Annotated in this window: 14 protein-coding genes; 7 read left to right on the top strand and 7 right to left on the bottom strand. The window is 63.3% G+C overall.

The genetic code is table 11. From position 1 onward, the window contains the following. Nucleotides 1-132: 132 nt before the first annotated feature. From KNN17_RS17350 to KNN17_RS17340, 3 genes are all read right to left on the bottom strand, one after another. On the bottom strand, nt 133-951 hold the full coding sequence (locus KNN17_RS17350; RefSeq protein WP_241710192.1) for a hypothetical protein: 819 nt from the start codon (nt 949-951) through the stop codon (nt 133-135). A 125-nt stretch (nt 952-1,076) separates the two neighbouring features. Then, a complete protein-coding gene (locus tag KNN17_RS17345; RefSeq protein ID WP_241710191.1) occupies nt 1,077-1,709 on the bottom strand; it encodes a DUF6318 family protein in 633 nt (210 codons plus the stop codon). Nucleotides 1,710-1,941: 232 nt separating this feature from the next. Continuing rightward, entirely contained in the window at nt 1,942-3,693 is a 1,752-nt protein-coding gene (locus tag KNN17_RS17340; protein WP_241710190.1) for a purine-cytosine permease family protein, read from the bottom strand. Nucleotides 3,694-3,911: 218 nt separating this feature from the next. On the opposite strand from KNN17_RS17340, the gene bioB reads away from it, so the two are divergent. From bioB to KNN17_RS17315, 6 genes are read left to right on the top strand one after another with little or no spacing between them, the layout of a single operon-like run. Further along, on the top strand, nt 3,912-4,940 hold the full coding sequence (gene bioB / locus KNN17_RS17335) for a biotin synthase BioB (protein WP_241710189.1): 1,029 nt from the start codon (nt 3,912-3,914) through the stop codon (nt 4,938-4,940). Further along, the gene (bsaP, locus tag KNN17_RS22770) at nt 4,937-5,134 is read left to right on the top strand and encodes a biotin synthase auxiliary protein BsaP (protein WP_443627850.1); all 198 of its coding nucleotides are present in this window, start codon (nt 4,937-4,939) and stop codon (nt 5,132-5,134) included. Before bioB ends, bsaP begins: the two co-directional genes overlap by 4 nt. Beyond that, nucleotides 5,131-6,456: an adenosylmethionine--8-amino-7-oxononanoate transaminase gene (locus KNN17_RS17330; RefSeq protein ID WP_241710188.1), complete on the top strand. Its 1,326-nt coding sequence runs from the start codon at nt 5,131-5,133 to the stop codon at nt 6,454-6,456. The genes bsaP and KNN17_RS17330 overlap by 4 nt, the downstream gene beginning before the upstream one ends. A gap of 8 nt (nt 6,457-6,464) precedes the next feature. Further along, on the top strand, nt 6,465-7,628 hold the full coding sequence (locus KNN17_RS17325) for an 8-amino-7-oxononanoate synthase (protein WP_372489693.1): 1,164 nt from the start codon (nt 6,465-6,467) through the stop codon (nt 7,626-7,628). After that, entirely contained in the window at nt 7,625-8,305 is a 681-nt protein-coding gene (gene bioD / locus KNN17_RS17320) for a dethiobiotin synthase (RefSeq protein WP_241710186.1), read from the top strand. The genes KNN17_RS17325 and bioD overlap by 4 nt, the downstream gene beginning before the upstream one ends. Then, nucleotides 8,302-9,405 carry a cytochrome P450 gene (locus KNN17_RS17315; protein ID WP_241710185.1) on the top strand — a complete coding sequence of 368 codons (1,104 nt, stop codon included), beginning with the start codon at nt 8,302-8,304 and terminating at the stop codon, nt 9,403-9,405. Before bioD ends, KNN17_RS17315 begins: the two co-directional genes overlap by 4 nt. Here KNN17_RS17315 and KNN17_RS17310 read toward each other — a convergent pair. Together KNN17_RS17310 and KNN17_RS17305 are read right to left on the bottom strand one after the other, a co-directional pair. Further along, a complete protein-coding gene (locus KNN17_RS17310) occupies nt 9,389-9,646 on the bottom strand; it encodes a hypothetical protein (protein WP_241710184.1) in 258 nt (85 codons plus the stop codon). The genes KNN17_RS17315 and KNN17_RS17310 overlap by 17 nt on opposite strands. Before the next feature lie 2 nt (nt 9,647-9,648). Then, on the bottom strand, nt 9,649-11,082 hold the full coding sequence (locus tag KNN17_RS17305) for a glycosyltransferase family 2 protein (RefSeq protein ID WP_241710183.1): 1,434 nt from the start codon (nt 11,080-11,082) through the stop codon (nt 9,649-9,651). 168 nt (nt 11,083-11,250) lie between these two features. Between KNN17_RS17305 and KNN17_RS17300 the strand changes: the two genes are divergently transcribed. Continuing rightward, nucleotides 11,251-11,718 carry a very short patch repair endonuclease gene (locus tag KNN17_RS17300; protein WP_078106150.1) on the top strand — a complete coding sequence of 156 codons (468 nt, stop codon included), beginning with the start codon at nt 11,251-11,253 and terminating at the stop codon, nt 11,716-11,718. Here KNN17_RS17300 and KNN17_RS17295 read toward each other — a convergent pair. Continuing rightward, the gene (locus KNN17_RS17295; RefSeq protein ID WP_241710182.1) at nt 11,660-11,896 is read right to left on the bottom strand and encodes a PLDc N-terminal domain-containing protein; all 237 of its coding nucleotides are present in this window, start codon (nt 11,894-11,896) and stop codon (nt 11,660-11,662) included. The genes KNN17_RS17300 and KNN17_RS17295 overlap by 59 nt on opposite strands. A 72-nt stretch (nt 11,897-11,968) precedes the next feature. Next, nucleotides 11,969-13,159 carry an McrC family protein gene (locus tag KNN17_RS17290; protein WP_241710207.1) on the bottom strand — a complete coding sequence of 397 codons (1,191 nt, stop codon included), beginning with the start codon at nt 13,157-13,159 and terminating at the stop codon, nt 11,969-11,971. Nucleotides 13,160-13,218: the final 59 nt, after the last annotated feature.

Below are 13,218 nucleotides of genomic sequence, written 5' to 3'. Positions count from 1 at the left end.
CAGGTCCACTGGCGGCAACTGCCACGCGCCTGCAACTATTCCTGTTGAGACTCGGATCACATCACGACGGCGGCACCCCGCCTTCCGCGGACGGGCACCGTGCCGGAGTCGAAGGCGTGTTTCCCAGCTGTCCTACGGAACGCCCGGGCAGCCCTCGCCTCGTGGGTTCACGATGCAATTGTCGGCGTAGTTGCGCGTTATCGACCGCCAGACACTCACCCTCTGCGACGGCGACGCAAACTGTCCGGTGCCTGGGATCCGCATGTTCGGGCCACCATTCACGGAGTACGTGCCGCGGAAGGTGGTGGTCACGGACACCTGAAAGTCACCGGTCTGTTGATACACGTGGCTTGTTCTCGTCTTTTGGCCCCATTCCGCCTCCGGAAGCGGGCCGCCAGCAAACGGTGTTGGCCCGAGACTGTTGCCGTCCCCGTAGCCATAGGTGTACTCCACGGGAGTTGCGACTATGTGGACTCGCTGGCCGAGGATCGTCACATCGAATTGCTGCTCGACGGCGTTCGCGAAGATGTTGGTTTCAGCGCCTTTGAGTGTGTGCGGGCTTGGCTGGGCGGCCAGGTCCGCCGCTTTGACGGGAAGGTTGCGGAAGTCGCTCTCAATTCTCGCCGCGATCCTGGGCAGGACGTCCTCTGGCTTTTGGTCGTACAGGCAAGATGGGCCGTTGTTTCCCGATTTCCAGTCAGTCCACGTGGGATTCGAAACCGCTTTAGGCGCGACCTTCCAGATCACCGGCGTTCCAGGCTTCTCACCGGGCTCGCGGGGCGGGCATCGCACCTGCCCGGGTAGGCACTTCTTGTCCAAGGCATTGTCGTCTACCTGGCATTGAAGCTCTGCTTTGTATTGGTTGGGGTCGTCGCTGACGTGGTTTAGAGGGGCACGGACGATTTCGCCGGATTGGGGGTCACGGATCCAATTCTCAGAACCCAGGCTCACACCGCTCTTCCTGAATCCAATGGTGATCGGCGGCTCTGTGCTCTCGGCATTCGCCGAGGCTGCGGAACCAACCCACGACAAGAAGACTAAGGAGCCTATCAACAGGTCACGTACAGTTCGCATCGCTATCGAATCAATCCGAGATCTGTGACCATCCAACCATCCGAATTGAATGTGGCCACTAGCTGGCTACCACTATTGGAAGCGTCAGTAGCTTCTTGGTAGAGCGTTCCATCCGCCTTGCGGATCTCGATTTGCTGCTGGATTACCTGAACCGTTGCCTGCCGAGATTCTGGTCCGGTTCCGGGCTTTCCGGCCACCACGGGTGTTTCGATACGTCCGCCAACGATCCACTTTCCGTCTGCCCAGGACTGACCAATCGATTCTTGAAGGCCATTACAAAAGACGCAGTTAGGACCAGTGGTCCGCTTGATGGCACTAGTGTCCCCAGTCTCATAGGCATACGAAAGCGCCTGAAACCAGTACCTAGCGAACGCCTCCACGCCTTCCTTGCTGTTCGTCTTCGCGGCCTCCGGCAACACGGGAACCGGCACGTTCTCGGCCTTCCCTTTGGCGTCCGCGGGTCTATAAACAGCCGTCGGGCTCGGAGAGGGCGTAGCCGTGGCACTGGCTGAAACAGAGACTGTCGGTGACGCAGACTGCGGCTGGGTGCTGTTCCCGCACGCAGTCAGCGTCAACACCGTTGCAAGGCTGCCAATAATGAAAGAGCGAGCAGAAACCGAGGTGCGTGGAGTCATGGTTTGCTATCCCCAAATAGTTTTCAAGACTAAACGTTTCCCAAAATGGTAGCTCACTTCCCTATCTTGGCGGGAAAGTTATCCACAGGCCCCGGTTCACTACCCCGCATCGCTTCACCAGCGAGGCGTGACACAACAAGCACAACGAGGACAAACCAAAGGCCCCGACGACGGGACCGCGGCCAGGCCGCCCATCCGTCGTCGAGGCCTATGGGACCTGTCGAACTCCCGCCTACCTTTGAGCCGGCAGGACCAACTCCCCCGACTTATCGGTCGACAAGGCGAGCGAAGAGATGAACTGCGGCTCGCCGTCGGGCCCGTCCTGGGCAGAGCGGACCATGTCCGGACGCTCGAACTCCAGGCCCGTCACGTGGCACAAAAGCTTGACATCGCTCGGGTTGCCGTCGGCGTCGAACATGGGCAGCTCGATACCGTCGTGGCCACGGCGCAGGTAATACTTTCCGCGAGTCAGGAGAGCCAGCACCGGCGGCAGCACGAGAGCCAGCCCGACGGCGAAAATCGGCGAGTATGGCTGGACAGCCGAACCGAAGGCACCGAAGAACACGGCAATCGACACAGTGGCCGAAACCAGCATCGAGATGAAGCCCACCGGGTTCACGGCGTAAAGCATGCCGCGGCGGAACTCCGGAACCTTCGGCGAAATCTTGAGCAAATATTTGTTGATGGCGATATCGGACGCCACCGTAACCACCCATGCCATGGCGCAATTCGCGTAGAAACCAAGAATGGTGTTCAGGAACTCGAACATATTCGCTTCCATCAGCACGAGCGCAATCACCAGGTTCACCACTACGAAAACCATCCGGCCCGGATAGCTCTTGGTGACACGCGTGAAGCTGTTGGTCCACGCGAGCGAACCGGAGTAGGCGTTGGTCACGTTGATCTTGATTTGCGAAATGACCACGAGCACCACGGCCAAGGTCATCGCCAGCCAGGCCGGCATCATTTCCTGGTACACGCCAAGGAATTGGTGCACCGGCTCGTTGGCACGCGCGGAGGCGGCCGGATCCAAGGTCGCGATCAGGTAAATGGCAATGAACATGCCCACGATCTGCTTGATCGCGCCGAAGATCACCCAGCCCGGACCGGCCAGGATCACGGCTCGCCACCACGCGGCCCTATTCTCCGCTGTCTTGGGCGGCATGAAGCGCAAGTAGTCAATCTGTTCCGCGATCTGCGCCATGAGCGACAGGCAGACACCCGCGGCCAGCATCACGGAGGCCAGGTTAGTGCCTTCAGCGCCGGATTTGCCCGTGAACGCGAAGAATTCCCCGATGCTGTCCGGGGGCGAAATCACCAAATACCCCACGGGAACCACCATGAGCAGGAGCCACAACGGGGTGGTCCACACCTGCAGCTTGGACAGGGCCTTCATCCCGTAAATCACCAAGGGAATGACAAGAAGCGTGGACGCCGCATAACCGAGCCACTGCGGAATCCCCAGCCCAAGTTCCAGCCCTTGCGCCATGATGGAACCCTCGAGCGCGAAGAAGATGAACGTGAACGTCGCGAAAATAACGTTGGTGACCACCGAGCCGTAATAGCCGAATCCGGAACCCCTCGTGATGAGGTCAAGATCAATGTTGTACCGGGCAGCGTAGTAAGCCAAAGGAAATCCGGTGGCGAAAATGACCACCGCCGCCACCACAATTCCGAGAATCGCATTAACGGTACCGTAAGAAATACCGATGTTCGCCCCGATGGAGAAATCAGCCAAATAGGCAATTCCGCCCAGGGCACTTGTTGCCACCACGCCCGCACCCCACTTGCGGTAGGACCGTGGCGCGAACCTGAGGGTGTAGTCCTCCAGGCTCTCCTTCGCTGCGCTCATCGCGTCGGCGTTGCCCGCCGCGCGGCTCCCGGCGCCTAGCGCCTCGGAAGGTTCGACGACGGCGGTTCCTCCTGGGGAGCCACCCGCCGTCGGTGGTTCAAGCACTTGTGTTGTCTTCGAATCGTCAGTCATCCCCGCAACTTTCCTCGTCTGGACATCGCCCTTGACGCTATCGGCGGCATGAAACGACCGAGTCTCCACGATGTTTCCGCGCTGTAACTTATCCAGCGAGTCGGCCGCCAAGATTGCAGCTCCGGGTTTGTGGACGTCCAACAAAATCACCTCCCCACAAGCCCGTTACCGTCATGAAGTAACGCACCATCCCCTGCAAGTAGCGGCCGAGGAGCATCATGACCACCCAGCCAAACCCAAGGCTTACGTCCACCTATCCGATTCTGGAAACAGCCCGCGAGCAAGTCCTCGCGGACGGCGAAGGCCTCAGCGAATCCCAGCTGCTCGAGATCCTGGAGCTCCCGGACGAGGCCATCCCTGAGGCCCTGCAGCTTGCCCACGAGGTCCGCTTGGAGCACTGCGGCGAGGACGTCGAAGTGGAGGGAATCATCTCCATCAAGACCGGAGGATGCCCTGAGGACTGTCATTTCTGCAGCCAATCGGGATTGTTCGACAGCCCGGTCCGGGGCGTCTGGCTCGACATCCCGGAGCTCGTGAAGGCCGCCAAGGAAACGGCTGCTACCGGGGCCACCGAGTTCTGCATCGTCGCAGCCGTCCGAGGCCCGGACATCAAGCTCATGAACCAGATCAAGTTCGCGATCGACCGCATCAACGCGGAAGTGGACATCAACATCGCCTGCTCGTTGGGCATGCTCACCCAGCGCCAAGTGGACCAGCTCGCCGAGTGGGGCGTCCACCGCTACAACCACAACCTCGAAACAGCACGCAGCTTCTTCCCCGAAGTCGTCACCACCCACACTTACGAGGAACGCCTCGAGACCTGCAACATGGTCAAGGCGGCCGGTATGGAGCTCTGCTGCGGTGCGCTGATCGGCATGGGCGAAACCACCGCCCAGCGAGCCGAACTCGCCAGCCAGCTAGCAGCCCTCGAACCCCACGAAGTCCCGCTGAACTTCCTCAATCCGCGCCCCGGGACTCCCCTCGAAAACCAAGGAATCATGGACGGCAAGGACGCCCTCCGCGCCATCGCGGCATTCCGCCTCGCCATGCCACGGACCGTGCTGCGTTACGCCGGCGGACGGGAAATGACCCTGGGCGATCTCGGCACGCGCGAAGGCCTCATGGGCGGTATCAACGCGGTGATCGTCGGCAACTACCTGACCACACTCGGCCGTCCCGCCGATGCGGACCTCAACCTCCTCGTCGAGCTGAACATGCCCATCAAGGAACTCCAGAAGTCGCTGTGAGCACCACCGTCACGGATAGTTACTGCGGTCTGTGCGGCGAGCGCCCGACGTCGGACGCTCACCAAAGCTGCCAGCAGCGCCTGGCGATGGAGCCCCCACGCTATTGCGCCCAATGCCGTCGCCGCATGAAAGTCCAGGTCACGCCGCTCGGCTGGACCGCGGAATGCTCGCGCCACGGCCGGGTCACGCCATGAGCGTCATCCAGCGTGACGTCATCCAGCGCGACAGGGCAAGCCTTTGGCATCCGTACGCTCCGGCGTCGGTGACGCTGCCGTTGTGGGAAGTCGAAGACGCCGACGGCGTGACGCTGCGGCTCCGCGACGAAAGCGGCCGACGCCATGAGGTGCTCGACGCCATGTCCTCCTGGTGGGCAGTCATCCACGGCTACCGGAACCCTGTCTTGGACACCGCGGCGAAGCGCCAACTCGAAACATTCAGCCATGTGATGTTCGGCGGCCTCACCCATGAACCCGCAGTCGAACTGGCCGAACGGCTGGTTGCCATGGCTCCTTCCGCGGCGGATCGGCCACGGTTGGAGCGGGTCTTCCTGGCGGATTCGGGCTCGGTGTCCGTCGAGGTGGCGCTCAAACTGGCGGTGCAGTTCCAAACGGCTTCGGGGTTCCCCAAGAGGCAACGGTTCCTCAGCATCCGCGGCGGCTACCACGGCGATACCTTCGCGGCGATGGGCGTCTGCGACCCCGTGGACGGCATGCATTCGGCGTTCCCCGGGCTGCTCGCTGCCAATGTTTTCGCTGCGCGGCCACCCGCCGTGGGCGCGCCACCAGGGGAAATCGCGGAATGGCAGGCGCACGTCGAGCAGCTGGCGGAGGAACACACCAACGAACTGGCCGCGATCATCGTGGAGCCGGTGCTTCAAGGCGCCGGCGGTATGTTCGTTTACGCCGCCCAATGCCTGCGCATCCTCCGCGACATCGCCGACCGGCACGGGATCCTCCTGATCCTCGACGAGATCGCCACGGGCTTCGGCCGCACAGGCGAGCTGTTCGCCGCGGAACACGCCGGGATCGTTCCGGACGTCATGTGCGTCGGCAAAGCCCTCACCGGTGGCTACGTCACGCTCGCCGCGACGCTCTGTACAGGCGAGGTTGCGGCCCGCGTCTCGAGCGGCGGTGCGGGTGCGCTGCTACACGGGCCCACGTTCATGGGCAATCCGCTCGCGTGTTCAGTGGCCAATGCGAGTTTGGGCATTCTCGACGACGGCACGTGGCGCAGGGATGTGGCCCGGATCGGCTCGGGCCTCGCGGCTGGCCTCGAAGCCGCCAATGCGCTCGACGCCGTCAAGGAGGTCCGCACGATCGGCGCCGTCGGCGTCCTCGAGTTGAACACGGACGTGGACGTCGCCGCCGTGACGAGTGCCGCCGTCGGGCGCGGAGTGTGGCTGCGGCCATTCCGGAACCTTGTTTACGCGATGCCGCCCTACATCAGTACCGCCGACGAGGTCCGGCGGATGGGCGAAGGCATGGTGGCGGCCGTGGCCGAGGTGCACGGCCCATGAGCAGGTCCATGACCGCGTGGTTGGAACAGCAGGCCGCGGTCCGCGAGCGCCGGGGCCTCGTCCGGACGCCCATGACGCGCCTCGGTGGGGACCCGGGAGTGGATCTGGCCAGCAACGACTATCTTGGCCTCGCGACGGATCCGAGGCTGGCAGAAGCTGCCCGGGAAGCGATCGGCCGTTGGGGTACCGGTGCCACGTCGTCTCGGCTGGTTGCCGGAACCACTGCGCTGCACCTGGAACTCGAGTCCGGGCTCGCGGACCTGACAGGCATGGAATCAGCGTTGGTCTTCTCGACCGGCTACTTGGCCAATCTGGGAGTCACGACGGCGCTCGGCGGACCCGGGACCCTCATCGTTGCCGACGAACATTGCCACGCTTCGCTCATTGACGGTTTCCGGCTGAGCCGTTCGAGGGTGGAAACGGTTCCGCACAACGATCTCGGCGCAACCGGGCACCAGCTGCGCACCCGCACTGAACCCCGGGCCTTGATCGCGGTCGAGTCCATCTACAGCGTCTTCGGGGACGCCGCCCCGCTCCCCCAGTTGCTGGCATTGGCCGAAGAGCACGACGCGACGCTCCTCGTGGATGAAGCCCACAGCCTCGGGGTGGCGGGCAACGGCGCGTTTCAGGGCCGCGGTTCGGTGGCCGGAACGGAACTTGCCGCCCACCCCAACGTGGTGCTGACCGCGACGCTTTCCAAGTCACTCGGTAGCCAAGGTGGAGCCGTCTTGGGCAGCGCGCTGCTCCGGGAACACCTCGTCAACAGGGCACGCAGCTTCATCTTCGACACAGGACTCGCGCCGTCGTCGGCTGCCGCTGCACTGGCCGCCGTCGGAATCATCCGTGCGGAACCTTGGCGCGCCGCGGCCGTTCACCGGAACGCTTCCAGCCTCACGGCGGGACTGATGCATTTTCTGCAGTGGAGGGGCACCGCCGTCGAACCCTTTCAACAGGCCGGTGCCGTGCAATCCATCCCCATGCGCTCCGCCGCTGCTGCCCAGGAGGCAAGCAAGGCCGCGCACAGGGCCGGGGTCCGCGTCGGCTGCTTCCGCCCGCCATCAGTTCCCGACGGCGTCTCCCGCCTCAGGCTGACGGCCCGCGCCACCCTGACGCCCCACGACATCGACTACGCGTGCGCGACGTTGCGCCGTATTTTGGAGGAAACGCCATGAGACTGCCACCAATAGTGCTGGTCACCGGGACAGACACCGGCGTCGGCAAAACGGTCACGACGGCGGCACTCGCGTCCGCCCTGCAGGCTGAGGGCCGGTCTGTGGCCGTGTACAAGCCGTGCCAGAGCGGAGCTGCTGTTGGCGACTCCGACTGCACCGAAATCGCCCGCTTGGCCGGACCGCTCACGGCTGAGGCCGGCGTCGTGCTTCAAGAACCCCTCGCCCCCGTGCCCGCAGCGGCGCTCGACAGAGTCGCTTTGCCGCCGCTGGCGGCACATGCCACGCGGGTCCGCGAACTCGCGAGCACCCATGACCACGTCCTCGTGGAGGGTTCCGGTGGACTTCTTGTGGAGCTAGACCACGACGGCGGCACGCTGGCGGATCTGGGCAGGCACCTTGGGCCGGATGCGGGCTTTGTTGTGGTTGCCCGTCCAGCCTTGGGAACCCTCAACCACACGGCACTCACCCTCGAAGCCCTGGAACGCAGGGACCTGGCCATCCGGGGCGTCGTTCTGGGGTCGTGGCCGGACGACCCGGGCGTGCTGGAACACGGCAACCGGGCGACACTTGGCGCGTCGCGGCCGCTCCTCGGAGTGATCCCGGAACGCGCCGCGGACCTTCCTCCGGTGACCTTCCGCGAAGCAAGCGCGCACTGGCTGAGCGGCGCCTGGTCATGAGTACCGCTTCTGCCAGCGCCCGGACATGTCCCTATATGGTGCTGCGGGACCCCGCGGCGGTGCGGGAGGTCCTGCACCGACCTGATGACTTCAGCCCGGCGAACGCCCTCATCGCTGTGACACCGTTGTCCGGACCGTCCTTGCGGGTCCTGCAGCGAGCCCGATTCGCATTGCCGCCCGTGCTGGCCAGCAACCATACCGATTCCCATGCCGGTATCCGGAAGGTGGTGGCCGGGTTCTTCACCCCCGCCACCGTAGGCGCTTTCGAGTCACGTATTCGCGGCATCGCGCGGGATGCGGCAGCGACGGCCGCCGGGCTTCTGAAGGCGGACGGGCGCGTGGATCTCGTCCATGCGGTGGCTGCGCACCCGCCGGCAATCGTGATGCTGGAGCTTTTGGGACTCCCGGTGCGGGATCTTGCGAAATTGAAGGCCTGGAGTTTGGACTCCCTGGAACTGTTCTGGGGTTGGCCGGATTCCGAGCGGCAACTGGAACTGGCCCACAGCGCCGCGGAGTTCTACGGCTGGCTCCGGGATCTCGTCCTCGAGGCCGTGGCCTTGCCCGGGCGGAATCTCTTCGGCTCCTTGGCGGAGCACGGTCTGAGCACTCCGGAAATCTGTTCCCTCGGGTACTTCTTGCTCATCGCGGGGCAGGAAACCACCACGCAGCTCATCAGCACGGCGCTATTCCGGCTTGCCGAGGGATCGGTCGGCTTTGCCTGGGACGACGCAGCTTCCGGCTCCACGGCCCGGGACCTCATCCGGCACGTCCTGGCCACGGAATCTTCCGTTCCAACGTGGCGCCGGATTGCCGCACGGGACACGATGTTCGACGGCGGGCACATACCGGCCGGTGCGGAAATCCTGCTGGAACTCACGGGCAACCACTCATTGTCGGAGCATGGCCCTACGTCCTACGGACTGGCCTTCGGCTCTGGCATCCACCGCTGCCTTGGTGCGAAACTCGCGGAGCTGGAGGCCGCCGTCGTCGTGCAGGAAACTGTGGCAGCGCTGCAAGGCGTTCGTTTGGCAGACCCGAACCCTGAGTGGCTACGCTTGCTGTCCTTCCAGGCACCGCGGACGGTCAGCGTCGGTTTTTGAGGAAATCCATAGCTTCGTTCACGGCGGGGGCATCGGGATGGATGCTCCGGGTTTCCGATCGCTGATTCCGGGTGCGAACCCAATCGCCGGGGTGCACTTTCGGCAAGATCTTCGCGATGGCCAGCACGCCATACATCAAAGTATTAATCGCTACGAAGGTCGCCAGAACGGCAAACCAATCGGAGTGCAGGATTCCTTCGGGAAGCAAGATTCCGGTAGGAATGGAAGCAAGAATAGCCATGATTACTGCGCCTTCGAGGTTTCGCCGCTTTGTGAATGGTTGAGGTGTTTCCAGGTGGCTTGCCGGTCAAGGGAAATGTCGATGATTCCCTTGACATAAATCACGTTGAGGAACATATCGAAGAACAATTCCGGAAAGAGCGTGGCTGCCAAAAGGCGTGCCCGCCAGCCACCCTTCCACACAGTGACAACCCGCTCGATCGAAAAGACGATCCCGATTCCCAGCCAGAACGGGAACCAGACCCAGTTATCCAGCGACAAAACCATCAAGAGGATCAGTAGCAGGTAGGCGCTGAGCGCAATCACCCCATATCCAATGCCGAATTGCTGCGCCCAGTATCGAAGCGTCTGGGGTGTTGCTCCGTAGGCCCCCAGGTTTTCCAAGGCACCCCGCTGCCAACGAAGCCGCTGAGCCCACAATGTGCGGAAATTCGGCATCAACTCGGTGACGACGGTGCACTGCATGGGGGAAATCATGAGGCCGCCGAGCGACTTCAAGGCAATCGTGAGCTCATTGTCCTCAGTCAAAGCTGCCGTATCGTAAACGTCTCCCTGAATTCCCGGAATCGACTCACCGCGACTCTGGGCAACAGTGCGCAGGGCCCGGGGGCGAAAGAGCGAGGCCGTGCCGGTCAGTACAAAAACGCGGCCACGCCGTCGTCCGATTTCACGGGAATACCGAATATATTCGTTGCGCTGGAACTGGCCGACAATTCCGTGCCCCTCCTCGCCGTAAAAGAGGCCACCCACGGCCATCAAGGCCCTGTCGTTGGTCATCCGCGAGACTGCGACCTCCAGGAAACCATCGTCAAGGCTGGTGTCCGCATCCATCACCATCACGACGTCGTTATCGCCTTGGCCAGGCAGCAGCCACTTCAGCGCTTGGTTGAGTGCGCCGGCCTTCTTTTTCGTATTGTTCACCGATTCGAACACCTCAACCCCGGCTTCGCGCGCAAGGGCTGCGGTTGCATCGGTGCAATTGTCTGCCACCACGATCACGCGTTCCGGACGATGCGATTGGGTCAAAAGGGAGGCAATGGTGGCCGGCAACGAAGCTTCTTCATTGTGTGCCGGAATCAAGACGGTCACCGTTACCGGACCGGCGTACATACCGCGGGTTTCCGCCATGACGATTTTTGGCGCCAGCGGCGTCCGGGGATTGGCGGATCGGCGGGACCTGTTGGCAATGCGCCGCTCCAGCAAAGCCACGCCAGCGGACAGCAGAAGTGCAAAGGCGATGGCCGTCAAAATGACGCGGGGTTGCGGCGCCACGGAATCGTAGAGGACGCTCCAGACGCCAAGGACAATGCCCTCGGCCCGCGACTCGACTGCAGAATTCCCGGTTGACGCAATAGCGAACCACAAGAGAGCCGCCGCACCGCCAACTGTTACCGCTATAACGATGCCTACTAAACGCTGAAATATCCCTCGACTCACCGGCGAATGCTATCAGTCGTTCACCGCGGGAAGAATTCACGTTCTCGCGGGAGCCTGAAGATCAATCGACCGAGGGTTTCGGATTTGGGCGCGATACGTGAGCGGGCGTTTCGGATTTGGGCGCGATACGTGAGCGGGCGTTTCAGGGGCGCTGCGTAGACTGAGGATATGGGCGAGAGCCGCGACCTGCTGACGCCTGAGCAACGCAGCCTGAACATGTCCAAGATCCGGGGCAAGAACACCAAGCCCGAGCTCTTGGTCCGTCGGCTCCTGCATGCCAAGGGTTACCGGTACCGGCTCCACGGCCGGGCCGCGGGCGGGAAGTTGCCCGGCAGCCCGGATCTCGTGTTTGCCGGCCGTCGCAAGGTGATTTTCGTGAACGGGTGCTTCTGGCACTTCCACGATTGCAAGGCAGGCCTGCACGCTCCGACGGCCAACGCGGACTTTTGGGAAGCCAAGCGCAACCGCACCCGGGAGCGCGACGCCGGGCAGCGCGAACTGCTGAGAGCCTCAGGATGGGAGGTTCTCACCGTGTGGGAATGCGAACTGCGGGACCGTTCGGCCTTGGAGAGTCAGCTCACGCAGTTCCTCGACGGCGGCCGAACAGGAAATAGCTCAGCGGCCCAAAGAAATTGATGAAGCTTGCGGCCCGCCATACGGCTTTGTTTCCCCTGATCTGGGCCGCGGGGGTCTTGGAAATGCTGCGTTGTGCCGCGATGAGCAACGCCATCTGTCCCGCACCCACCACAAGCACGCCTACCCGTTGCCCCGGAGTCATGTCCTTCCAGGACTTTTTCTTTTTCTTGCTGTGCATGGCGCCTCCATCTGCAGTGACTTGCCCTCTCAGGCTAGTCCGCCCGCCGCCTGGACGGAACACGCAGGCACCTCACCGTCGCGCCTGGCGCACCACTTCTCCCCAGGACTGCTGGGCCAGGTCCGTGACGGCGGCAAGGATCTCCACCGGCGGGCGGGACAGGTCCAGGGGGTACTCCACAATGTCGATGTCCGTGTTGAGGATCCGCCGCAGCTTCATCTCCCCCTTGCCCGCGTAGACCAGCCACGCCGTGGGCACTTGCAGGGCCGTGCAGTAGGCCAGGAGTTGGTAGTGGTCCGCGTTCAACGATGCCCCGGAATCGGTAGCCGAGGCGTATTTGGAGTCGTACACCACCACGGGCCTGCCACCCAGGAAATGCACGGCGTCGGGGCGCACTGTGAGCCGGTCCGAATCCCGCACAGCTTCGTTGAGCGTCGCGCCGTATTGAAGCCGCATTTCACCGGGATGTGCCCGCATGGCCGCCCGCAAAGCCACGCCCACGAATTCTTCAAACACAGTGGACATGTCCACCACAAACGAGGCGGTCTGCTGCTTCCCCGCCCCCGCTTCGGCCGAGGCATTGCGCAGGATGAGCTCGGCCAAGCGCAGGACCGGGTGGTATCGGAGGTTCATGCGGTTGGCCTGCCAAGTCGGGAGGGGCGCCCCGGACTGCAGCCGCGTGACGGCGTCGAGCTTTCCCTTGAGCTGCCGCAGGCGGCTCAGGACATCTTGCCGCACCCCGGGAACCTTGCCCATCCGCTCGAGGGCGGCCCGCAGGATGCGGTTTTCGGCGATGTCCTCGGTGAATTCGTCGTAGGAGACTTCAAGCGGAACCAGCATCCCGGGACGGCGCGAAATCTGGTCCGAGATCCGGATGCGGCCCTTGACCGTCCGGAGGGACTCGTCCACGGTGAGATACCCCTGCAGCGGACCGCGGCTGAGGGCGCGCTCCGACAACTGGGCGAGTGACTCGGCGAGGGCGCTCCACAGGTCCTTGTGCTCGACGGCGGCCACCGAATCCTCGCGGAATCCCTGGTCCCCGGCGTAGCTAAGCAAGAAAAGCAGCCGGTTCAGGCCGAGGCGGTCCTTGGGCCGCACCTCGAACTGTACGGTCGGCGTCCGCACGGACCCCACCTTGCCCACCGGCTCGATGCGGTAAAGGCCCATCCCCATGGGCGAGGCCTTCGCGAGCCCACTCGAGTTGAGGAGGGCGGCTGTGTCCGGATCAAGCTTGTCCACGATCCCGCCGGAGAGCTCGTCCATGACGATGTGCCGCACCGTGGAAGCTTTCGGGGACGTGCGGACCGCTGGCTTTCCGGTGC

It is taken from the genome of Arthrobacter bambusae, assembly GCF_022606295.1.
GTDB classification, from domain to species: Bacteria; Actinomycetota; Actinomycetes; order Actinomycetales; family Micrococcaceae; genus Arthrobacter; species Arthrobacter bambusae_A.
Note: the sequence above shows the minus strand (reverse complement) of the source record. Positions and strands in the feature narration are given on the sequence as shown.